The sequence below is a fragment of the Olivibacter ginsenosidimutans genome (assembly GCF_039542865.1).
GTDB classification, from domain to species: Bacteria; Bacteroidota; Bacteroidia; order Sphingobacteriales; family Sphingobacteriaceae; genus Olivibacter; species Olivibacter ginsenosidimutans.
The window spans coordinates 60,133-82,948 of record NZ_BAABIQ010000005.1 but is presented as its reverse complement, the minus strand read 5'-3'; the positions used below and the strand labels follow the sequence as shown (position 1 = coordinate 82,948).

Annotated in this window: 26 protein-coding genes and 1 riboswitch; of the genes, 12 read left to right on the top strand and 14 right to left on the bottom strand. The window is 39.9% G+C overall.

Annotated elements, in window-relative coordinates; translation table 11 throughout:
- Positions 1-131: 131 nt before the first annotated feature.
- The gene (locus ABD930_RS03910; RefSeq protein WP_345230391.1) at positions 132-878 is read left to right on the top strand and encodes a peptidylprolyl isomerase; all 747 of its coding nucleotides are present in this window, start codon (positions 132-134) and stop codon (positions 876-878) included.
- Positions 879-881: 3 nt separating this feature from the next.
- Positions 882-1,658, top strand: coding sequence for an exodeoxyribonuclease III (locus ABD930_RS03905; protein ID WP_345230390.1), 777 nt, complete (start codon positions 882-884; stop codon positions 1,656-1,658).
- On the opposite strand, the gene ABD930_RS03900 is transcribed toward ABD930_RS03905, so the two are convergent.
- Entirely contained in the window at positions 1,655-2,098 is a 444-nt protein-coding gene (locus ABD930_RS03900) for a YybH family protein (protein WP_345230389.1), read from the bottom strand. The genes ABD930_RS03905 and ABD930_RS03900 overlap by 4 nt on opposite strands.
- A gap of 85 nt (positions 2,099-2,183) precedes the next feature.
- Between ABD930_RS03900 and ABD930_RS03895 the strand changes: the two genes are divergently transcribed.
- From ABD930_RS03895 to ABD930_RS03860, 8 genes are all read left to right on the top strand, one after another.
- Positions 2,184-2,747: a DUF1543 domain-containing protein gene (locus tag ABD930_RS03895; protein WP_345230388.1), complete on the top strand. Its 564-nt coding sequence runs from the start codon at positions 2,184-2,186 to the stop codon at positions 2,745-2,747.
- A gap of 240 nt (positions 2,748-2,987) precedes the next feature.
- Positions 2,988-3,083: riboswitch (TPP riboswitch) on the top strand.
- A 45-nt stretch (positions 3,084-3,128) separates the two neighbouring features.
- On the top strand, positions 3,129-3,329 hold the full coding sequence (gene thiS, locus ABD930_RS03890; protein ID WP_345230387.1) for a sulfur carrier protein ThiS: 201 nt from the start codon (positions 3,129-3,131) through the stop codon (positions 3,327-3,329).
- 27 nt (positions 3,330-3,356) lie between these two features.
- Positions 3,357-5,225 (top strand): phosphomethylpyrimidine synthase ThiC, encoded by a 1,869-nt coding sequence (gene thiC / locus ABD930_RS03885; protein WP_345230386.1) that lies wholly within the window; start codon positions 3,357-3,359, stop codon positions 5,223-5,225.
- Positions 5,226-5,244: 19 nt separating this feature from the next.
- Positions 5,245-5,850 carry a thiamine phosphate synthase gene (locus ABD930_RS03880; RefSeq protein ID WP_345230385.1) on the top strand — a complete coding sequence of 202 codons (606 nt, stop codon included), beginning with the start codon at positions 5,245-5,247 and terminating at the stop codon, positions 5,848-5,850.
- Positions 5,825-6,475 carry a thiamine phosphate synthase gene (locus ABD930_RS03875; protein WP_345230384.1) on the top strand — a complete coding sequence of 217 codons (651 nt, stop codon included), beginning with the start codon at positions 5,825-5,827 and terminating at the stop codon, positions 6,473-6,475. The genes ABD930_RS03880 and ABD930_RS03875 overlap by 26 nt, the downstream gene beginning before the upstream one ends.
- 65 nt (positions 6,476-6,540) lie before the next feature.
- Positions 6,541-7,326 (top strand): thiazole synthase, encoded by a 786-nt coding sequence (locus tag ABD930_RS03870; RefSeq protein ID WP_345230383.1) that lies wholly within the window; start codon positions 6,541-6,543, stop codon positions 7,324-7,326.
- Position 7,327: 1 nt separating this feature from the next.
- On the top strand, positions 7,328-8,443 hold the full coding sequence (gene thiH / locus ABD930_RS03865) for a 2-iminoacetate synthase ThiH (RefSeq protein ID WP_345230382.1): 1,116 nt from the start codon (positions 7,328-7,330) through the stop codon (positions 8,441-8,443).
- Positions 8,444-8,452: 9 nt separating this feature from the next.
- Positions 8,453-9,478, top strand: coding sequence for a ThiF family adenylyltransferase (locus ABD930_RS03860; protein WP_345230381.1), 1,026 nt, complete (start codon positions 8,453-8,455; stop codon positions 9,476-9,478).
- A gap of 37 nt (positions 9,479-9,515) precedes the next feature.
- Here ABD930_RS03860 and ABD930_RS03855 read toward each other — a convergent pair whose 3' ends face one another.
- The 7 genes from ABD930_RS03855 to ABD930_RS03825 all read right to left on the bottom strand — a co-directional run bounded on the left by ABD930_RS03855 (position 9,516) and on the right by ABD930_RS03825 (position 15,080).
- Positions 9,516-9,842: a nucleotide pyrophosphohydrolase gene (locus ABD930_RS03855; protein ID WP_345230380.1), complete on the bottom strand. Its 327-nt coding sequence runs from the start codon at positions 9,840-9,842 to the stop codon at positions 9,516-9,518.
- Between the two features lie 68 nt (positions 9,843-9,910).
- Positions 9,911-10,369, bottom strand: coding sequence for a D-aminoacyl-tRNA deacylase (dtd, locus tag ABD930_RS03850; RefSeq protein ID WP_345230379.1), 459 nt, complete (start codon positions 10,367-10,369; stop codon positions 9,911-9,913).
- Positions 10,370-11,635, bottom strand: a complete 1,266-nt coding sequence (gene pepT / locus ABD930_RS03845) for a peptidase T (RefSeq protein ID WP_345230378.1) — start codon at positions 11,633-11,635, stop codon at positions 10,370-10,372.
- Positions 11,636-12,120: 485 nt separating this feature from the next.
- Positions 12,121-12,864, bottom strand: a complete 744-nt coding sequence (locus tag ABD930_RS03840; protein ID WP_345230377.1) for a zinc ribbon domain-containing protein — start codon at positions 12,862-12,864, stop codon at positions 12,121-12,123.
- On the bottom strand, positions 12,864-13,961 hold the full coding sequence (locus tag ABD930_RS03835) for a Nif3-like dinuclear metal center hexameric protein (RefSeq protein ID WP_345230376.1): 1,098 nt from the start codon (positions 13,959-13,961) through the stop codon (positions 12,864-12,866). The genes ABD930_RS03840 and ABD930_RS03835 overlap by 1 nt, the downstream gene beginning before the upstream one ends.
- 6 nt (positions 13,962-13,967) lie before the next feature.
- The gene (locus ABD930_RS03830; protein ID WP_345230374.1) at positions 13,968-14,444 is read right to left on the bottom strand and encodes a hypothetical protein; all 477 of its coding nucleotides are present in this window, start codon (positions 14,442-14,444) and stop codon (positions 13,968-13,970) included.
- Positions 14,445-14,672: 228 nt separating this feature from the next.
- Positions 14,673-15,080: a DUF4199 domain-containing protein gene (locus ABD930_RS03825; RefSeq protein WP_345230373.1), complete on the bottom strand. Its 408-nt coding sequence runs from the start codon at positions 15,078-15,080 to the stop codon at positions 14,673-14,675.
- Positions 15,081-15,237: 157 nt separating this feature from the next.
- On the opposite strand from ABD930_RS03825, the gene ABD930_RS03820 reads away from it, so the two are divergent.
- Together ABD930_RS03820 and ABD930_RS03815 are read left to right on the top strand one after the other, a co-directional pair.
- Entirely contained in the window at positions 15,238-15,810 is a 573-nt protein-coding gene (locus tag ABD930_RS03820) for an RNA polymerase sigma factor (protein ID WP_345230372.1), read from the top strand.
- Positions 15,803-16,459, top strand: a complete 657-nt coding sequence (locus ABD930_RS03815; RefSeq protein ID WP_345230371.1) for an anti-sigma factor — start codon at positions 15,803-15,805, stop codon at positions 16,457-16,459. Before ABD930_RS03820 ends, ABD930_RS03815 begins: the two co-directional genes overlap by 8 nt.
- Here the strand turns inward: ABD930_RS03815 and ABD930_RS03810 are convergent, their stop codons facing one another.
- From ABD930_RS03810 to ABD930_RS03785, 6 genes are all read right to left on the bottom strand, one after another.
- Positions 16,460-17,467, bottom strand: a complete 1,008-nt coding sequence (locus ABD930_RS03810) for an inorganic phosphate transporter (protein WP_345230370.1) — start codon at positions 17,465-17,467, stop codon at positions 16,460-16,462. It abuts the gene before it with no gap.
- Between the two features lie 27 nt (positions 17,468-17,494).
- Positions 17,495-18,142: a DUF47 domain-containing protein gene (locus ABD930_RS03805; protein WP_345230369.1), complete on the bottom strand. Its 648-nt coding sequence runs from the start codon at positions 18,140-18,142 to the stop codon at positions 17,495-17,497.
- A 105-nt stretch (positions 18,143-18,247) separates the two neighbouring features.
- Positions 18,248-19,273, bottom strand: coding sequence for a sensor histidine kinase (locus ABD930_RS03800; RefSeq protein ID WP_345230368.1), 1,026 nt, complete (start codon positions 19,271-19,273; stop codon positions 18,248-18,250).
- A 12-nt stretch (positions 19,274-19,285) separates the two neighbouring features.
- Positions 19,286-19,942, bottom strand: coding sequence for a phosphatidylserine decarboxylase family protein (locus ABD930_RS03795; RefSeq protein ID WP_345230367.1), 657 nt, complete (start codon positions 19,940-19,942; stop codon positions 19,286-19,288).
- Between the two features lie 106 nt (positions 19,943-20,048).
- Positions 20,049-20,582, bottom strand: coding sequence for a hypoxanthine phosphoribosyltransferase (gene hpt, locus ABD930_RS03790; RefSeq protein WP_345230366.1), 534 nt, complete (start codon positions 20,580-20,582; stop codon positions 20,049-20,051).
- Positions 20,583-20,600: 18 nt separating this feature from the next.
- Positions 20,601-22,649 (bottom strand): transglycosylase domain-containing protein, encoded by a 2,049-nt coding sequence (locus ABD930_RS03785; protein WP_345230364.1) that lies wholly within the window; start codon positions 22,647-22,649, stop codon positions 20,601-20,603.
- Between the last annotated feature and the right edge of the window lie 167 nt (positions 22,650-22,816).

Sequence of the window (22,816 nt, the reverse complement as noted above, 5' to 3'; positions counted from 1 at the left end):
TTCCCATAATACCTTCGAAGCTCTAGATATCCAGATGACAAGGACCTTAGTCGACGCCTATTCAGGTGAAAATAGTCGTTCATGCGGATCCGATAGGTAAGCACTCGCATAAAATCACTTAAAAAATACTCATGAAAAAAACACTTCTCCTTATATTGTTGCTCTTTCAAATATCTTTCATCGCCTTTGCTGCTAAACCAAAAAACCATTATGTTAAATTAGCGGTGAAAGACAAGACATGCATTATCTTACTTTATAATAAAACACCACAACACCGGGATAACTTTTTAAAATTGATTAAAGAAGGAACGTATAACGGTACCCTTTTCCATCGTGTTATAAAGGATTTTATGATTCAAGGTGGTGACCCCGAATCTAAACATGCCGCCTCGGGAGCCTTGTTAGGCGAAGGAGATTTACCCTATAAAATACCAGCTGAATTTAATGATAGTTTATTTCATAAAAAAGGGGCATTGGCAGCAGCTCGTGATAATAATCCGGAAAAAGCTTCCAGCGCAACGCAGTTTTATTTAGTGCAAGGAAAAAAATACACATCGAAAGAATTAGATCGTTTGGAAGAATTGAAATTGGAAGGCCGAAAGATTCCTCCCTATCAACGAGAGGTTTACGAAAATCTAGGTGGAACCCCTTTTTTAGATCAGCAATATACCGTGTTTGGGGAAGTAGTTAAAGGCATCGATTTAATTGACAGTATTGCTTCTTTACCAACAGACAGTAATGATCGCCCCATTGCGAATCAGGTTATAGAGTTGTCTATTTTGACTCCCTTAGCCACTAGGCAACTGGAAGCAGAATTAAAAGGAGAACCTTATAAGCCTAATATATTTAGACGTTTCTTAGATCTGTTTGCCAATTAATCCATGAAAATCATCACGTACAACGTTAATGGTATTCGTGCAGCTATACGAAAAGATTGGATTAACTGGCTAAAGACAATTCATGCAGATGTCGTTTGTTTGCAGGAAATAAAAGCCTCGCCTGATCAACTCCTAGATTTACTACAGATAGAGGCTTTGGGTTACGAACACTATTGGTTTCCTGCGGAAAAAAAGGGTTACAGCGGGACAGCGATCTTGACTAAGTTAACGCCAAAACATGTGGAATACGGCTGCGGAATAGAAGCCTACGACAAGGAAGGGCGGATTATTCGTGCCGATTTTGATGCTTGTTCTGTTATGAGTGCGTATTTTCCTTCTGGATCTAGTGGTGATATCCGACAGGATTTTAAATACCAATTTCTCCGTGATTTTCAGCAATATAGCGATAAATTATTGACGGAATTTCCAAGATTGATTATCTCTGGCGATTACAATATCTGCCATCGGGCAATAGATATTCACAATCCCAAATCGAACGCCAACAGTTCGGGCTTTTTGCCCGAGGAACGGGCTTGGATGGAGGGGTTTATCAATAGTGGCTACATTGATACGTTTAGACACTTGCACCCAGAGCCTCATCAATACACCTGGTGGAGTTATCGTGCAAATGCTCGTGCAAAGAATCTAGGTTGGCGTATAGACTACCATTTGGCTAGCAGACCTTTAGAACCCCATATTAAACAGGCCACCATATTACCAGATGCCCTGCATTCTGATCATTGTCCTGTATTGCTTGAATTGGATTTAACGGATACTTAACTGGTGTGATCGGCAACAATTACCCATTGACCATTTATCTCTTTGAAAAGCAAGGTAAATGTTCCGCCAATATTTCCCTTGGTGCGTGTCAGCTTCCAATTTCCCAAGACAAAATAACAGGATGTGGAAAGCGCATCTATACGTAGCAACTGGAACTGTAAGTTTCCCATACTTGCGCGATCAGGATAAGCTTTCTGATAACGATTAAACGCTCCTTGCCATCCATATATTGGGCCCTGTTGACCAACAAATAATAAACTATCGCTTTTCCAATACGTCTCCATAAACTTCGGTATATCTCCTGCATTCCACGCATCTTCCTGCTTTTTCATCACCTTCTTAATTGTCTGTATGGGTTGCTCTTGTGCATGGAGCATTATTGACCAGGTAATCAAAACACTTAAACAGCTAATCATCCGTTGCATAGCGGTATTATTCATTATTTCAAGATAAAAATTAAAAAGAATTTTGCATATAAAAATAGTATTCTTCATGTTTACCTCGTAAACAAAAAATTGATTGACTATGAAAAAAAAACTCTATATGCTACTATTGGGCTGCAAACCCCACAATCGATTTACCGAACAGCACGATGTATTTTTTGGCATTGGTGAATCGTTGCAAGATTTGGTTCCTTCTATTATCGCCTTTTGGCCGGAAGCTGAAGGTAAAATCCATATAGATGCCTGGCGTACGGTTTCTAATGTGAATGGATATACCCTCCAGATTATCCCAGCTAACGGGATCCAAAATATGGAAAAGAACAACAATCACTTATTCTTTTTAAACCTCGGAGGGTATAAAGAAAATGATTTTGAAGAATACCATTATAAATTATTGGTCGTAGCACCGGATAAAGCTAGCGCCATTCGACAAGCCAAACATACTGCCTTTTTTAAACACAACGCTTCGCCTCATATTGATGATAAATATGGTGTTGATGTAGACGATATTTACGAAATCGACGAAATACTTGCTCCTTCATTTAAAGAAAATTACCACTTACTCATTAGCGAATCACTCACCGCGACAAGGGAAGATGATATTCATCCGGAGTATATTAAATTAGATCGATTGAAGGACATTTAATCTGCCAATAATGAAAGGGTTAATCCATAAAATTATGCGTCATTAACTACGCTATTTCACGAAGAGAATGGCCGACTTCGATAGTGAAGTGACGGACTTCGATCGTAACTTGCGCTATTTCGACAACGAAGTACACTAAACGGTTAACGAAGTCTTCCATCTTACGATCGAAATGACGCAACTTGTTAGCGAAATTTACTATCAATCTGGAGATTTAAAAAAATATTCACTACCTTTGATTTAAAGCTTTAGGGGTGTCCCAATATTTGGGGCTGAGAGTTACCCTCATAACCTGCTCAGGATAATGCCTGCGAAGGGAAAAGTACACGAGTCTTCTCAAACCTTTTTGGTTGACTTCTAAAGCATAAAAATTCATGCCTTATGGAAGTCATCATTAATCAACAAACATTTTCCTTACAAAGTAACTCCCTATCAGGGGCCTTAAAGACGTATGGCCTAACGCAAACAACAGGTATTGCCGTTGCCGTAAACGATACCGTTATTCCCAAAACCGCTTGGGAGGTCTTTCAAGTAAAAGCCAACGATCAGATTACCATCATCACAGCTGCCCAAGGAGGGTAGTATCATCATAAAATAAAAATTACTGCCATGAAAACAGAAAAGCTGCCTTCACCGGAAACCATTAGCCGCACGCCATTTCCAGGTTCCAAAAAAGTTTATGTGAAAGGCCAATTACACGACATAAACGTTCCGATGCGAGAAATAAGCCTTTCTCCTACAACCGATCGGTTCAAAAACATAACGGAAGAAAACCCGCCGGTCACGGTCTATGATACCAGTGGTCCTTACACCGATCCTACGGTAAGTATTAATGTATTAAAAGGCTTGCCAAAACTTCGTGAACCCTGGATTGAGCAGCGTAACGATACCCAAACATTAGCCTCCATAAGCTCTGACTATGGAAGATCACGTTTAGCCAATTCTGAGCTCAATTATCTGCGTTTTGAATATGCAAAAAAACCCAGAAAAGCCAAACCGGGTTATAATGTCTCCCAAATGCATTATGCAAAACAAGGCATCATTACACCTGAAATGGAGTTTATAGCGATTCGCGAGAATCAACAGCTTGAAGAACGCTATCAAAAAGACAACACCTTATGGCAACAACATAAAGGCCATAACTTTGGCGCACATACACACGGCGGTTTTATAAGTCCGACGTTTGTGCGCGACGAAATTGCTCGGGGACGGGCGGTTCTTCCGAGCAATATTAACCATCCGGAAATAGAACCCATGATTATAGGTCGCAATTTTTTGGTCAAGATTAATGCTAATATCGGTAATTCAGCTGTAACCTCCAGCATTGAAGAAGAAGTTGAAAAAATGGTATGGGCAATACGGTGGGGGGCAGATACGGTAATGGACTTATCGACAGGAAAAAACATACACGAAACGCGCGAATGGATTATCAGAAACGCACCCGTTCCAATAGGTACTGTACCCATCTATCAAGCGCTGGAAAAAGTAAATGGTAAAGCAGAGGAGCTCACGTGGGAACTTTTTAAAGACACCCTTATCGAACAGGCCGAGCAGGGGGTAGACTATTTTACTATCCATGCCGGTGTACGCTTGCCCTATGTGCCCTTAACCGCTAAACGTACTACTGGAATTGTTTCACGTGGTGGCTCCATTATGGCTAAATGGTGCTTAGCCCATCATCAGGAAAGCTTTTTATATACGCATTTCGAAGAGATCTGTGAGATTATGAAGGCATATGATGTTAGCTTTTCCTTAGGAGATGGCCTAAGACCAGGATCCATCGCCGATGCCAACGACGCTGCTCAGTTTGCTGAACTCGAAACTTTGGGTGAACTCACTAAGATTGCCTGGAAACACGACGTGCAGACGATGATAGAAGGCCCCGGCCATATTCCTATGCATATGATCAAGGAAAATATGGATAAGCAGCTAAAGGAATGCGGAGAAGCTCCATTTTATACCTTGGGTCCGCTTACCACAGATATTGCTCCCGGCTATGATCATATTACTTCCGGTATAGGGGCAGCTATGATTGGTTGGTTCGGAACCGCCATGTTATGCTACGTAACGCCGAAAGAACACCTCGGTTTACCTAACAAAAAAGATGTGAAAGATGGGGTAATAACCTATAGGATTGCAGCACATGCCGCCGATTTGGCTAAAGGGCATCCCGGCGCACAGCATCGCGATAATGCGATGAGCAAAGCCCGTTTTGAGTTTAGATGGGAAGACCAGTTTAATTTAGCGTTGGATCCGGATACTGCTCGGGAATTTCATGATGAAACACTGCCCGCTGAAGGTGCTAAAACAGCCCATTTCTGTAGCATGTGCGGGCCTAATTTCTGTAGTATGAAGATTAGCCAGGATGTTCGGGATTTTGCTGAAGAACAGGGACTGGAAACGAAGGAAGCAGTCAATAAGGGGATGCGTGAAAAAGCTGCAGAATTCCAAAAGAATAACTTCGAAATTTATTCTTAGTGTTGAATAACTCTTTTGCATGAAGCTAATTGCGATCACACCGGAAACATTTGTCCACGCAGAAGTTGACCTTATCCATCAGCTTTTTAGGGTGGGTCTGAAATATCTGCATATTAGAAAACCTGCTGCAAATGAAGATACGGTACGCAGGTTTATAACGAGCATTGATCCTTCTTTTCGCAAAAGAATTATTGTCCATAGACACATTCGCCTTTACGAAGAAATGGCATTAGGTGGTATCCATGTAGGTATTGAGCAGTTTCGTAGCTTACCGCAAGGTAATTTTGCAGCGATATGTTCGACCTCAACCCATCATATCGAAGCGTTTAAGCAACTTGATAGGCCTTCTGCACACATCTTTATCAGTCCGGTATACAATAGTATCTCAAAAATAGGTTATCACGCTAATCCAGATCTGTTAGCGGCGGGGGCTGTAAAGCGTAAGGGGAAACTTATTGCATTGGGAGGTATTTGTTGCGAAAATATCCTAGAGATTAAACGGAAAGGCTTCGATGGCGCCGCTATCTTAGGTTATCTATGGAATAGGGGGGCGCCTCTTGATCAATTCAATAACATACAAAAAACGTTATACACAGGTCATGGAGTCCAGATTAAAAAAAATTGAACGGCTACATTATATTACGCATCCGGTTGCAGCCTATACACTGGCCGAACAGACCCGTTTGGTAACGGAAGCAGGAGGAAAATGGATTCAGTTTCGAATGAAGCAAACAAACGCGCACACATTTAAGGGACAGGCTGAACAGGCATTACAGGTAGCTCGCGAGGGAGGAGCCACATTCATTATCAATGACGATGTGCTGGCGGCAAAAATGTTGGATGCCGATGGTGTACATCTCGGTAAGGAAGATCTAAACCCGCTAGAAGCAAGAAAACTACTCGGAGATGAAAAAATTATCGGTTGTACCGCAAATACCTTAGCAGATATCCTATACCTCCAAACATTGCCTATTGATTACATCGGCTTAGGCCCTTTTCGCTTTACCAGTACCAAGCAAAAGTTAAGTCCGATATTGGGCTTGAGCGGTTATAAAACGATTATACAAGCATTGCAAAGGCAGGAGATTGCTATTCCCATTATTGCTATTGGTGGAATAAGGCTAACCGATATAGTCCATCTGTTCGAAATAGGTGTTTATGGTATTGCCGCATCTGGTGTTATTCTAAATACTTCAGATCCTAAGGCCTCTTGTACCGCACTGTTAACTCAAATTAAGCAATCGCAGTAGGCTATAGGCTATAGGCTGTAGGCTTTATGCCTATTGCTTACAGCTTAGCGCATAAAAAAATTGTTATGAATCAGTCTTTAAAAATAGCCGATAAAATCTTTAGCTCAAGATTATTTACCGGCACAGGAAAGTTTAGCTCGACCAAGGTAATGGAAGAGGCGATACTTGCTTCGGGCAGTGAACTGGTAACCGTTGCGCTAAAACGCGTGACGCACCAACAAGCTGAAAACGATCAGCTATTAGCTCACCTAAACCATTCTCATATTAACCTCTTACCTAATACGTCGGGCGTACGTACGGCTAAAGAAGCTATTTATGCAGCGGAATTAGCTCGCGAAGCGCTGGAAACAAACTGGTTAAAGCTGGAAATACACCCAGATCCTAAATACCTCATGCCAGATCCCATTGAAACGTTAACCGCCGCAGCAGAGCTTGTTAAGCTCGGTTTTACGGTACTGCCTTATTGCCACGCCGATCCTGTGTTGTGTAAACGCCTAGAAGAGGTAGGGGTGGCTGCAGTGATGCCTTTAGGGGCACCCATAGGAAGCAATCAGGGGCTTACCACCTTAACCATGCTTGAAATCATCATTCAGCAATCAACGATACCGGTAATTATTGATGCCGGAATCGGTAAACCCAGTCAAGCCGCCCAAGCAATGGAAATTGGAGCAGATGCGGTATTGATCAATACGGCGTTGGCTATTGCTAACGATCCAAAGGCCATGGCTCTAGCATTCAAACAGGCCGTGGAGGCTGGAAGATTGGCTTATGAGCAAGGAGGTTTAGCTCCGGTAAGCAATCATCATGCTGTCGCATCAAGTCCGCTTACGTCATTTTTAAACACCATCTAATATGCTGTTTACCAAATATTTTAATCGTTATCAGTGGGATAAAGAGCAGACGTCCATCTATGCTAAAACGGCTGAAGATGTTATACGTGCATTAAATAGCAATAGCCGTACCTGGGAAGATTTCAAAGCGCTGATTTCTCCGGCTGCCTTTCCTTTTCTGGAACAAATGGCCCAACTTAGTCAGCGAGAAACACAAAAGCGCTTTGGGAAAACCATACAGCTCTATGCCCCCTTGTACTTATCTAACGAATGTCAGAACATTTGCACCTATTGCGGTTTCAGCTTAGATAATAAAATACCCCGAAAAACGCTGACCGCGTTGGAGATGCTACAGGAAATTGCGGTGCTCAAAGAAATGGGTTATGAACATGTCCTGCTGGTAACGGGCGAAGCCCAGCAACTCGTTGGTATGGATTATTTTAAGCAGATGCTCCCCCTGATCAAAAAACATTTCGCCCATATTGCGCTGGAGGTTCAACCCTTAGACGAGGAGGATTATGTAACGCTACACCACTTAGGAGTCAATACCGTTCTTGTTTATCAGGAGACGTATCATCGTGAAGATTATAAGCTTCATCATCCAAAAGGTAAAAAATCAAACTTTAATTACCGCTTGGAAACACCCGATCGATTGGGGAGAGCAGGAATACATAAAATTGGCTTAGGGGCACTTTTAGGTTTGGATGACTGGCGTACAGATAGTGCGTTTACGGCTCTGCACCTTCAATATCTGGAAAAACAGTATTGGCAGAGCAGGTTCTCGATATCGTTTCCAAGGTTACGGCCTCATGCCGGCGGACTCGAACCCAAAACGGTCATAAACGATGCTGAGCTGGTACAATTGATCTGTGCCTGGCGCTTATTCAATGGTGAAGTAGAACTATCCATGTCTACACGTGAAAGTGAAACGTTTAGAGACCATATTATCAAGCTGGGCATTACGTCTATCAGTGCAGGTTCTAAAACCAATCCGGGAGGTTATGCTGTAGCACCACAAAGCTTGGAGCAATTTGAAATTGATGATAGCCGGTCGCCTGCTGAAATCGCAGCCGTCATTCAAAAAGCCGGTTATGAGCCAGTCTGGAAAGATTGGGATCCTTCATTACAAACGATATAACCCATAAAAATGGAAGCATCCGAAAGGCAATATTATGATCGCCAGCTCAAGTTAACGGGCTTTGGTGAGCAGGCCCAGCTCAAACTACGTGCGGCTAACGTGTTAGTCGTAGGTGCAGGAGGCTTGGGCTGCCCTTTATTGCAGTATCTAGTTACCGCCGGAGTAGGCGAGCTGGGCATTGTCGATGGTGATCGGATTGCGCTAAGCAATCTTCATCGCCAAATTCTCTATACCAGAGCAGATATCGGTCAATATAAATCAACCGTAGCAGCAGTCAAACTGAAGCAATTACAACCCGATACGGTCATCAAAGCTTACAACTACAACCTTAACCGGGATAATATACTAGCTCTTTTTGCGTCTTATGACCTCATCGTTGATGGGACCGATAATTTTGCCACGCGCTATTTAGTAAATGATGCATGCGTAATCAAGAACAAACCTTTCGTTTCGGGTGCTATTCATGATTTTACGGCACAAATAGCTGTTTTTAACTATCAAGGTGGCCCAACATACCGATGTCTTTATCCAGAAGCCCCAGCTGAAGAAATTTGCACCACTTGTGCTATTAATGGTGTACTGAATGTGTTGCCTGGTATAGTAGCGTTATATATGGCTAATGAAACCATTAAAGTAATTACAGGATATGGAGATGTTCTCTCGGGTAAATTGCTGCTGATTGATATCCGACGGAACATACATCAGCAACTTAAATTTGATTTGGTGCCGCAAAATAAACAAATCAAACAGTTGCAGGAGGATAGGGTTATGCTTGGAGTAGAAGAGGTAAAATATTATCAGCAAGAAAAGCCCGGAACCCAGCTTATCGATGTTCGCGAGGAGTGGGAATTTGAAGAAGACAACCTGGGGGGAATAAATATTCCATTACACGCGCTGTTAGCAAGAAAAGGTGAAATTGATCTGTATAGACCCATCATCTTCATCTGCCAAACGGGCAAAAGGAGCCGGATTGCCCTACAGCTTTTAAAAGAAGAGGTAAATGGTGACGTACTATTGGCCAAAATGATGAACTGAAAAGGCTACTACAGTAAGCCTTTAAACGCTTCGACAATTATTGAAGCTTTTCATTGTTTTTATGTCTTTCGCTATCGCGTATCGATTTCTTCTCCAAATTTTTCTCCAACGCTGCGGTGAGATCTATTCCGGTTTGATTCGCCAGGCATATTAACACAAAAAGAACATCAGCCATTTCATCGGCAAGATTTACTTCCTTATCCGATTTTTTAAAGGATTGCTCCCCATACTGTCTAGCCATAATACGTGCTACTTCGCCAACTTCTTCCATCAGCATAGCCGTATTGGTTAACTCGTTAAAGTATCGTACGCCTGTAGTTTTAATCCATTGATCTACTATTGTCTGTGCTTCTTGTATAGTCATTTTTTAATTCAATATAAAGTTTAAACGAGGAGTTACGCGACTTCTTAATCACTAATTTTTGAGGGGAATTAATATTCTTCCCTATTTTTGGTATCCATCATAATGGTAACGGGACCATCGTTCAGTAAGTTTATTTTCATATCTGCACCAAATATGCCCGTCTCAATCTTCTTCTCTAGTAACGTTTCCAATATACTGACCATACGTTCATATTTCGGGATAGCGATTTCGGGCCTTGCCGCGCGAATAAAAGACGGGCGATTTCCCTTTTTTGTTTGCGCCAATAAGGTAAACTGGGAAATCAGTAAGATGTTCCCTCCGACGTCTCGAATAGATTTATTCATTAAGCCTTCTTCATCGCCGAAAATGCGCATATTGACGATTTTCTTTGCTAGCCATTCCTCATCTTCGGGTGTATCATCTACTCCAATCCCAAGCAATATGAGGAAACCATGATCTATTTTTCCAGTAACTTGACCTTCTACCGTGCAAGAGGCCTGTAGTACCCGTTGTATTACCGCGCGCATCTACGTCCTTTCCTTTTCTGCCCACAAATTAGCAATATGCATAATAGTCAATACAGATTGCTGCATATCTTGTACGGATACCCACTCTTGCTTACCGTGAAAGGCATGTTCACCAGCAAATACATTAGGGCAGGGTAGGCCCATAAAAGACAGGCGCGAACCGTCGGTACCCCCTCTGATACTTCGCCGAATAGGTTTTAATCCAACTCTTCTAATGGCCTCTAGACCTATTTCTACTACTTCAGGATATTTTGCAAGCACTTGTTTCATATTTCGATATTGCTCTCGGATTTCCAAGCTAAATGATGCTCCTGGATATTGTTGCAGAACACGTTTAGCGGTTGCTTCGATAACCGCCTCATGTTCTTTTAAATGCGTGTTTTCAAAATCGCGTACAATAAACTCCACAGTTGCCTGCTCAACTGTTCCATTCATGGCTACAGGATGAATAAATCCTTCTTTATCTTGAGTCGTTTCCGGAGAAAGCCTATCCTTTGGTAAAGCATCAACAATAGCCGCGGCTATTTTTATTGCGCTTTGCATTTTTCCTTTTGCAAAGCCGGGATGTGCACTCACCCCATTTATGGTTAATATTACACCATCGGCGGAGAAAGTTTCATCCTCGATAGAACCTGCTGTTTCACCATCAATGGTATAGCCAAAATCAGCTCCTAATTTGGCCATATCAATTTTATCAACCCCTCTGCCAATCTCTTCATCAGGTGTAAACAAAATTCGTATTTTACCATGCGCAATCTCCGGATGTTTTATTAACAAAGCAACAGCATCCATAATGGCCGCTAGGCCTGCTTTATTATCTGCTCCAAGGAGTGTTGTACCGCTTGCAGTTATAATATCATTCCCATATTGGTTTTTCAAATCCGGATGATTGAGCTCCGTTAACTGCTGACTAGGATCGTCAGGTAATATAAGCGGCCCTCCCTGATAATTATGATGGATAATGGGTTTTACATCCTTACCGCTACAATCTGGAGAAGTATCCATGTGCGAACAGAAGCAAATAACAGGGACATTTGCTTGATCGGTGTTCGATTCTATCGTAGCATAAACATATCCAAATTTGTCTAAATGTGCGTCCTGTATTCCCAGTTCGTGTAATTCTTGCACCAAAAGCTTTCCTAGATTTTTTTGTTTCTCCGTAGATGGATGCGTTGTGGCATAAGGATCGCTTTGTGTATCTATTTGGACATAACGCAAAAAGCGTTCAGTGACACGATGTTCTTGGGGATGTATAAAAATGCTCATCCTGTAAAATTAAATACTTTCCTGTTATTCTTTTAATCACTGTTGATATTATTTTAAAAATGGGATCAAGCAAGGTTTTTTATGTTCTTTCTTTGTCCGCCAAAGAAAGAAACCAAAGAAATCTCCCGCTTCAAAATTTACAGGAACGGCAGTGCCTCCCTCTACAAGATGTAAATTTTGTAGGCGGTTTTTTCGAAGACCAATAGTAGGTGCTTTTAACCAGACGTATTAGCCTATAAATTAGGTTTTAAGGCTGGTTGTTCGCGCAAGCTCCCCGTTTCACTTAAAGTATCGCATAGGAAATTTGCGGTTGCAGGTTGATGCACTACCTTTGTAGCAAAGTTCCAAGCGATGAGTTTTTGGATACTTTTTGCGGAAAAAAGTATCACATAATTTTTAAAAATTAGTCTAAAGAAAAGGTTCTTTTATATTAAGCAAAAAAAGCCCGGAATAACCGGGCTCTTATCTTATATAAGAATTATTTTTTAAGCTTCAACCGTATTTTCAACAAATGCTTCATCTACTAAAATACGTCCGCAATGCTCACATACGATGATTTTCTTCCGCTGGCGGATATCTAATTGTCTTTGAGGAGGAATTTGATTATGGCAGCCTGAGCAAGAATCGCGATCGATGGTAACGACCGCCAAACCATTCTTTGCATTATTCCGTAAACGATTATAGGCAATAAGCAAACGTTCTTCAATTTTAGAAGCCGCATCTTCTGCTCTTGCCAACAAGGTATCCTCATCTTTTTGAGTTTCTGAGGTAATGGTGTCCAACTCTTCTTTTTTTACCGATAGATCTTTTTTACGCTCTTCTAAATCTCCTTCTGTTTTTTCGTAAACCTCGGTTTTATTTTTTATTTCAAATTCATGTTCACGTATTTTCTTTTCGCAAACCTGGATTTCTAAGCCTTGGATTTCAATTTCCTTAGTGATAGCATCATATTCACGGTTATTTTTTACCTCATTAAGCTGAGATTCATACTTCCTAATAGCCGTCTGTGCTTCTTTAATCATATTTTTACGATTAACGATAGCATCTTCAAGATCATCCAATTCTGACCTAATCTTTTCCATGCGGGTTTCCAAACCAGCAACCTCGTCTTCCAAATCAGCAACTTCTATCGGTAATTCACCACGAACTTGGCGTATCTTGTCAATTTTGGTATGAATGGTCTGCAAATCCCACAGGGCCTGCAATTTTTGTTCTACAGTTTGTTCCATTAAATATAATAATTTATGGGGTTTGTATTTACTCCGGTTAAACGGACTGCAAAGTTAGGAAATTTTTTTTGAATTATTTCCAACAATAATTCTTGTGTAAATTGCTCACTTTCAAAATGTCCGACATCTGCAATGATGGTTTTTCCTTCAGCATCAAAAAATTCGTGATATTTGTAATCTGCAGTAATGAAGATATCGGCTCCTTGCCGAATGGCATGGGGCAGTAAAAACCCACCTGCACCCCCGCAAACGGCTATACGTTGAATTGTCTTTTGCCGTAGAGCCGTGTGCCGGATGACCTGAACCTGTAGCCGATCCTTAAGATAAGCCATAAAATCCAGCTCGGCCATGGGGTTTGGCAGTACACCAATCATTCCGCTACCCACGCGATCATACCTATTTTGCAGGGGATAAATGTCATAAGCGACCTCTTCATAAGGGTGATGTTCATAAAGAGCAATAAGTAGCTTCCGTTCGATATGGCGTGGATATATTAGCTCGACACGTTCTTCCTTTTCTACATGTCTTTCGTTGATATGGCCAACATAAGGGTTCGCTCCTTCTTGTGCTTTAAAAGTTCCGGAGCCAGTTGTGCCAAAACTACATTCACTGTAATTACCAATATCTCCTGCACCGGCTTGGAAAAGTGCCGTTCTTACCGTTTCTACATGGTCTGACGGAACAAAAACCACCAATTTACTCAAAAGGTCTGCCTTTGGTGAGAGGATGCTTAGCTGTTCCAAGCCCAGTTTTTCTGCGATTTTCCTGTTTACGCCATGGTACATATTATCGAGGTTGGTATGTATGGCATATAGCGCTATACCGTGTTTGATGGCCTTCATGACCACCCGCTCTACATAGGTTTGCCCATTAAATCGTTTTAACCCCTTAAATACAATAGGGTGGTGGGCTATAATGAGGTTACATTGCTTACTAACGGCCTCTTCAATTACCTCTTCTGTACAATCCAAGGCTACGATAGCCTGATGAATTTCTTGGTTGGGATGTCCTACTATTAGTCCTGCATTATCATATGTTTCCTGATAAGCCAGTGGCGCCAAACTTTCCAAGTAATCAATTAATGCTTTTAAAATCATGTGACTTTATGGATTTTGTTCTTGGTTCTCTTGTTGCTCCAAAAAAAGATTGTGATCTTTCAATAATTCCCTAAATCTATTCATCTTGATCCAATACGCAAAAAAATAGAATAGATACACGAAATTCAATCCCATTATAATATTGACCGGCAATGGCAATACGGTAACGACATATAAAATAGCCACTACTATTCCCGTTGAACGCCCAGGAGCTTCCTCTTCTGCTATTTTGCGATCATAAAATTCATTCGTTAAAGAATCTGCCATTCGCTTTGCCAGCTCAAAATTCCAATAAATATTAAAAATGGGGACCAACACCAGCCAAGCTTCTCCGGGGCGCATAAACCGATTTTCCGGAGCAATTAGCTTCAAGGTTGCCCTAAAGGTGTTCGCGTATAGTGCTTTGATTAACAAAAAAACTGCTGCGACAAGCCCTATAGCAATCAGTGTTTCCTGATCAAGAGTATTAATGTCTAATTCCATTGGTACGAAAATACATCAAAAAACTTAGAGCCTGTTTAAATTTGCATGCTTAAATTTTTTACAACCTTTTTTAGAGTAGTCAATACCAATTTTAAGGGATAGCCGGAAACCAAGAGTAGGTCTTTTAAAGCGAAAGACTTGAGTTTCGGTAACAAGGTATAATATAAAAAAAGACAACGAGCAGAAATTAACACTTGTTTAAACAACACAATGAACGCGTTACCCTACTCAAAGATGCCTAGGGCGGTTCATAAACCACAGGCTCACCGCAAAATTTAACACGATACCCAGCAGAAGCGCACCACCTATTCTACCCATATATTCATCCATATACGGTTGCCGTTCATACTGTAATAGAATGGCTGTCGCTAAACCAGCCAGTACACCTCCAATTAATAAGATCATAAATCCTTGAACGAAAGCCCTAAAAAAAGATAGTTCTCTGTTGGGCAAGGTTTTCTTATAGTTGGCGATACCAAAATATAATCCAAGAAATGGTATAAAAACGGACAAATATTCCATCCAAGATATGCCTAAGAAACTTTCGCTTGAACTTCCGCTAAATTTTTGGATAACAAAAATCCATATCCCACTGAGAACACCGATGAGTACGCCGTATGGCCATGCTTGTTTCATAACGAGTTTCTATTGATTTTTATGTATGTATAACAAGGCGGGACGTTAATTGTTTAGCGGGTTCAAGACAACGAATCTTGTGGGTCTTTTGTTAGCTTGTTGCATAATAAGCTGAATATACCTACTTTTAGCTCAAGCATAAATTAAACAATAGACCTTGGCTTTTATTAAATCCGTAGATAAACAGAAAGAGGCTGATTTATTACGCCAATATAAATCAAACGGAGATCTCAAAATTTTAGGGATTCTTTATGAACCCTATATGCCTTTGATTTATGGTGTATGCTTAAAGTATTTGAAAGATGAATCGCTAAGCGAAGATGCCGTCATGCAGATATTTGAACAATTAATCCAAAAACTACGCATACATTCGGTAAGCAATTTCAAAAGCTGGTTATATTCTTTTGCCCGAAATTATTGTCTGATGGAGCTGAGGGCACATAAGATCAATACCATTTCTATAGAGGACGATACTTTTATGGAAAATAACGAATTTTTGCATCAACCTTTTGGAGAAGATACGGTCGAGACCAAGCTAAGTGCGATGGAAAAATGTTTGGAACATTTAACGGCCGAGCAACAGTGGTGTATTCGCTTATTTTATTTAGAACAAAAATGTTATAAAGATATTGCCACCATTACAGGTTTTGATCTTAATAAGGTAAAAAGCCATATACAAAACGGAAAGCGAAATCTAAAAATTTGCATGGAGAAAAACGACAATGAATAATACTACCTACCATATCATACGCATACAGCAATATTTAAAAGGAGAATTATCGACTGAAGAGATGAATCAACTGGAGCGTGAAGCGTTGGAGGATCCCTTTTTAAACGATGCACTGGAAGGGTATCAGCACGTTGGTATGAGTACCAATAAACTCACACTTTTGCAACAACGGCTGCAGGATCGGGTTACGGAACAACCACAGGAACGGAGTCGTCTATTGTTTACCAGCCAACGCTTGGGTATCGCTGCAGCCGCTTGTTTACTTTTTATACTAGCCTGTGTACTGTTATGGATGATTAACACTAGAAACGATACGATTCGGCAAAGACAAGTAACAGTAGAACTAAATACTGCTGAACCTATACCCTATAGTGATGGATCGTTTATTGCACGGAAATTAACACAAACGTCCGCTTCTCCTAAACAAGGATGGAACCATTTTAATCGCTATATTAAAGAAAATATTAAAGCCCTTAAGGGTAAAAACGTGGTTGTTTTGACATTTGATATAGACAATCAAGGGAAGCCATTCCACATTCGTTCTGAGAAGGGGGATAAACCATTTATAGAAGAGGCCAAAAGATTAATAGAAGTAGGACCTACTTGGGATGAAAATAAATCTGCTAAAGTCGAATTTGTATTCGAGTAGCTACAGGATATAATGCAAAATAGCAAAGGTAATTCCAGCCAGAATTGCCGATACCGGTATCGTTAAAATCCACGCCCACAAAAGACTAATGGTAACACCCCAGCGGACAGCGGAAACTCTTTTCACCAAACCTACGCCAATAATGGATCCCGTTATGGTATGGGTTGTAGATACCGGAATACCAAAGTGTTCTGTAATTCCTAACGTCACTGCTCCGGCAGTTTCAGCGCTTACACCTTCAAAAGGCGTTACTTTCGTGATCTTCGTCCCCATTGTTTTTACAATCTTCCATCCCCCGCTCATGGTACCCAAAGCAATGGCTGTATAACAGGTTAACGGAATCCATTCCGGCATATGATCGGCATTGGGTAAATACCCTCCGGCAACCATAGCAACCACGATGATACCCATAACCTTTTGTGCATCATTTCCGCCATGAGCAAAACTTAAGGCTGCCGACGAAACCAATTGCAAGCGCTTAAACCAACGTTCAGCTACAGCTGGGCGCGCATGTTTTGCCAAGTGTAAAATAATAAGCGTAATCACAATCGAAATCAACATACCAATCACAGGGGCTAGAACAATGAAAGATATGATTTTTAAGGTAGGACCGAGGTTAATCGCACCTATTGCGGAATCGCCCAAAAATAAAGCATGTGCCATACCGGCTCCTGCAAATCCACCAATTAACGTATGCGATGAACTGGAAGGAATACCATAATACCAAGTAAAAAGATTCCAACCTATAGCAGCGACTAATCCAGCAAGGATAACTTCTAAGGTAATATAGTTTTCAACAACGGTTTTTGCAATGGTATTGGCTACTTTATGGTCGGTAAAATAAAAGTAAGCGGCAAAATTAAATGCTGCTGCCCATAAAACAGCTTGAAATGGTGTTAATACTTTTGTCGAAACAATGGTTGCTATGGAATTCGCGGCATCATGAAAACCATTGATATAATCAAAAGCAACGGCCAAAACAATAACAACAACCAATATGGTTAACATATTCTCTAAATTTTAATCAGGGATTTATCAGGCATTTTTCACTAAAATGCTTTCCAGCACATTGGCCACATCTTCACACATGTCTGTTGCCGTTTCCAGTGTTGCCAGCACCTCTTTATACTTAATTAATGCAATAGCATCTGTTTCATACAAAAAGAGATCACCAACGGCCTTATTATAAACATAATCCGCTTTATTCTCTACACTATTAACCCGAACGCAGGCGTCGGCAATACTTCTAACATTTTTAAGATTTCTTAGCTCATGCATCCCTTTAGAAAGCGCGGTAACGGCCTCTACAATAAGACTAGCAAGTTCCTTAATAGGATCGGTAATATGATTGACATGATATAACTCCATTCTATTGGCCGAGTCAAAAATATAGTCAGCGATATCATCCAGCGCACTCGCCAAGGTATGGATATCCTCCCGATCAAATGGTGTAATAAAATTCTTACCTAATTCTAAATGGATTTGATGGGTAATGTCATCTCCCTTGTGTTCTAAGTCTTTTACTTTTTTGTAAAGGATTTTCCGCTGCTCTAAATCGTTGGTATTCACTGCCTCATGGAGTGCTTGAGCAATATCAATCAGATTGGTACTGGCTTGTTCAAACAATGGGAAGAACTTTTTGTCTTTTGGAACGAAGTATTGGAATATACTGTTTAACGACATCTTGTTTCTTATATATGATGCTGCAAAGGTATATCCTTAATGTTAAGTTAATGTTAAGTTTATGCCAATTCTATAAAAATCAACATGTAGGTAACAAATGTACCGTTAATTTCTTTCTAAAGTGAAGCCAAATGTTGATCCTAACCCTTCTGTGCTTCGCACGGAAATAGTTTGTTGATGCGCTTCTAAGATATGCTTAACGATTGCCAAGCCTAATCCGGAACCACCGATCTGTCTTGATCTGCTCCGATCAGTTCTGAAGAAGCGTTCAAATAAACGCGATAAATATTTCTCTTCAATACCTATTCCGTCGTCTGTTACTTCTACCAATACCTGATCATGTAATTCATACATTTTTATAGAGGTATGCCCTTTCTCTTTACCATATTTGATTGAATTACTGATGAGGTTAACCAACACCTGTCTAATCTTTTCCCGATCGGCTTTTACAAAAAGAGGATAGTTATATTTTTGTTTAAAAATAAGCGCAATACCGTGCTTCTCTGCCTTCCACTCTAACGATTCAATAACCTCTCGGATAAGTATGGAAAGATCAAAACGCTGATAATTTATTTTTATTTCACCACTTTCCAATTTGGCTATTTCATCCAAATCTTTTATTAAATAGCTTAGTCGATCTATATTGTTTGAGGCCTTTTGTAAAAAGATTTCTGCTCGTTGGGGATCTTCAACCATTAGCCCTTCCTGTAAAGCATCAAGATATCCCTGAATGGCAAAAAGCGGGGTTTTAAATTCATGAGATATATTCGACAAAAATTCGCGTCTAAACTGTTCTTGATTTTTTAAGGCATCAATCTCAATTTTTTTTTCGCGTGCCCATGCTTTAACCTCTTCGTGTACATCGTTTATAGGATCATCACTTAATTGCTCACCCAAAGCCTCTTTGAGATCTTTCCCTAACTTTAAGTTATGAATCATCTTATAAATTAGGGTTATCTTTCGATATACGTAGCGCTCAATAAGGTAATAAAAGACAAAAAAGCTACAAATGAAGGCTATTACAAAAGTAATCAGAAAATAATACCAACTATGTTGAAAATAAAAATTAACCGAACTTAACGACAAAGCAACAATTAAGGCATTTATGGAAACCAATAATTTAAATTGCATATGACTATCCCGTTAAAATTCACCTAGTTCTGTAATACCGCCTTTTACTTTATCGCCTAGTTTTACCTTAATTTTAGTTCCTATGGGTAAAAATACGTCTACTCTTGAACCAAATTTTATAAAACCGAATTCTTCGCCTTGTTTCACTTCTTTTCCTTCATTAACATACCAAACAATCCTACGAGCCAAGGCACCAGCGATCTGTCGGAATAGCACTTCTGCACCAGAAGTTGTTTTAACAACGATGGTTGTACGCTCATTCAACGTAGACGATTTAGGATTCCATGCCATGAGGTATTTACCTGGATGGTACTTAAAAAATTTAACGATCCCCGAAACCGGGCTTCTATTGCTATGCACGTTTATGGGCGACATAAAAATAGATATCTGCAAGCGCTTTTCGTTAAAATATTCCGTTTCTTCCGTCTCCTCAATAACAACAACTTTTCCATCCGCAGGGCATAAAATCTTCTGATCATTTCCATTGATTTTCCGGATCGGACTGCGAAAAAACTGGATAACCGTTACCAGCAGCGCAAAGGAAAGAAAATAAACTATCCAAGTTAATGCCTTATTATCTGCATAGAAAAAATGCACGAGTGCATTTAGAACAAAAACAACTAATATGGACAGTGCAAGTGTAGTATAGCCCTCTTTATGGAATTTCATGGAACATTTATTTTCTGGTACAAACTTAGATAAATAGCTTTTGATATGCAATTTAATTGCTTAGTATAACTGCTATTTAACGGTGCTTTCACACTCTTAGGGAGAGTTATACTGCCCGATAGATATCTTTCAAATTACGCCCTAATCCATTATAATCTAATCCATATCCTACGACAAACTGATTTTCAATTTCAAAACCAACGTAAGCCAACTCTTCAAATTGATACGCCAATGCATCAGGTTTAAGTAATAATGTACATATGGCAACAGATGCTGGCTCTAAAGCCTTAACTAAGTCAAGCATACGTCTAAGTGTATTTCCGGTATCCACAATATCCTCTACAATAATAACCTCTCTTCCCTTCAAGTCGTGATTCAATCCAATGAGTTGAATAATCTCATCTCGCCTATTTTCCCCTTCGTAAGAAGCCAATTTAACAAAACACACCTCTGAGGCGATATGTATTTGCTTCATTAAATCTGCCAGGAACATAAAACAACCATTTAAGACTCCTATAAATATCGGCACCCGATTTTCATAAACAACGTTTAGCTGTATTCCGATTAATCGCAAGCGTTTCTTTACCTGCTCATGCGTAATCATCAACTCAAAGTCTTTATGGTCAATTTCGATCTTCATGGTATAAAAAATGCACCTTTATTCTTCTTTTTTCTTGTCTTTTCCAAAAAGCTTTTCCAGAAAGCTTTTGGTTTCTTCCAGTTCTGTTTCGGGATTATCGGGTTTGACGGTATCCACTTTTAACGTGTCTGGCCTTGCAGGGCGCAATGCCTCCCGTAAAGTAACATTATAGAATCCGTAATTACTGCTATCTTGCTGAATCAAGCCCCTTCTGGCCATAAGGCCACCTATAAGTCGGAAATATCCACTTAAATAGGATTTTAAATGCCCATCGTACTGAAATGGATATAGACCGGTTTTCGGCTTGGGTACAATACTGGCTAAATAGATACTTTCGCCTAAATTTAGTTGTGAAGGGTCTTTCCCAAAATAAAAGCGCGAGGCCTCTCCGATACCGTAAACGTTTCTACCCCATTCAATAACATTAAGATAGACCTCAAACATCCTGCTTTTATTCACTACTTGATTATTCTCTATTAGCCATACCATTAGAATCTCCTCAATTTTTCTTGCCAATGTCTTTTCTCTTCCCAAATAAACATTCTTGACCAATTGCATAGAAATCGTACTCCCGCCACGCTTAAATGATTTTGCTTTCAAATTAGCGGTAATAGAGGCCTTAAATGCATCTTCCACAAAACCTTTATGACTGAAAAAAGAAGGATCCTCTGCTGTTAAAATGGCATTTTTTAAATATGGTGAAATTTCATTTATAGATGTAAAATTCGGATTTTCTGGACCAACCAAAATACTACGCATGGGTTTTCCATCTTCATAAGGCACATAGGTAAAAGGTGCATTAATCTTTGATAAGTTGGTTTTTCCCCACGAATTTATGCGAAAATCTTTTTTATCCATCCCTGCAGATAATCTCACGCTATCGGGTTGATCTAAATCAGCATAAAGATCCAAATGGTATTGCAGCTTACCAGCAACCCGTATACCCTCTAAATTGTCGAACATTCCTTCTGGGAACGAATCAAACATATCCTGTGCTGCTATCTGTGGGATTTCGACACCAAGCTCAATCGTCCTATGTGGTTTAAACGTTATTTTGCCAAAGGGGTGAGCCACTAATTTCTTTATCCTGACCGTTGTTTTTTTATCTAGACCGATATAATTTTCTCCGATCAAGACCTCCGCATCCATATAGCCCTGTGGTACCGTGATATTATTTTCGGATATACGCCAGTGTTGTAAGATTAAATTTTTTGCCGACCAACCACCTGTCATCTTTAATTCATTTCCGTTAAGAACAACCTGATTTAAATTGGTTTCTAGCGTATCGAACTTCAGCGTTAATCCGTATTTTCTCTTAATTACAGGCAACTCAACGGCTTTTCCTTCCGCGTATAATTTAACATAAAGTTGTTTTTTACTGGGATTCAATTGTCCTTCTGCATGCCATACCGCTTCTTTTCTATTCAGGATTAGGGTAGACGTTAAATCGCCCTGTGCTATTATTGCCTGTGGTATGTTTATATGTTGCCTGGTACTGTCATCTTGATAGCTAACTTCAAATTTTTTCAATTCCATATTCTCCGGAATTTTGTAAAGCACACTATTAATTAATTTATTGGCCACCTCGGCTAGGTTCATTTTTCCCTTTGTTTGCTGAGTCGTATCAATATCCTTTTTTCTAAATAGAAAATCATAATTGCTCAGGCTATCTTTCTTGATAAAAGACAACTTTGCATCATGCATATTTAACGCAAACACTTTAACATCTCCTGAAAGTAATGGCCACAATTTTAAATCAACATCCAAAAAATCAACCCCTAATAATTGCTCCCGGTTTCTCGGTTTAACACGAAATCGTTCAAAAGTAACTTTACTGAAGCCCGAGAAATAAGCTTTCTGAATAGAAACCTCCAAATCATAATCATGAAGAGCCTCTTTTTTTACCTTTACTAAAGCTTTTTCCAGCAATGTTTCCCGTTTATTATAAATTAGGATGATCGCTAATAGGCCTATAAAAAGTATCCCTCCTAAAATAATAAGGGAAATTTTTAGGTGTCTTGGATTAATCCGCCTGATATTAATCTGTTTGATATAGTCTCTTAACATGCTTGTTTAAAAACGCAATGATCTTCCAAAAGTAATATTATTCTATGATTAAGGATTCATTCGATCGGCTTTTGTTTACTTAATGTAGAAATACCCTAATACGTCTGTGAAAAGGTCCTGATTTCAATTGATTCTGTAGCTTATTTCCTATTTTTGTATCATATATC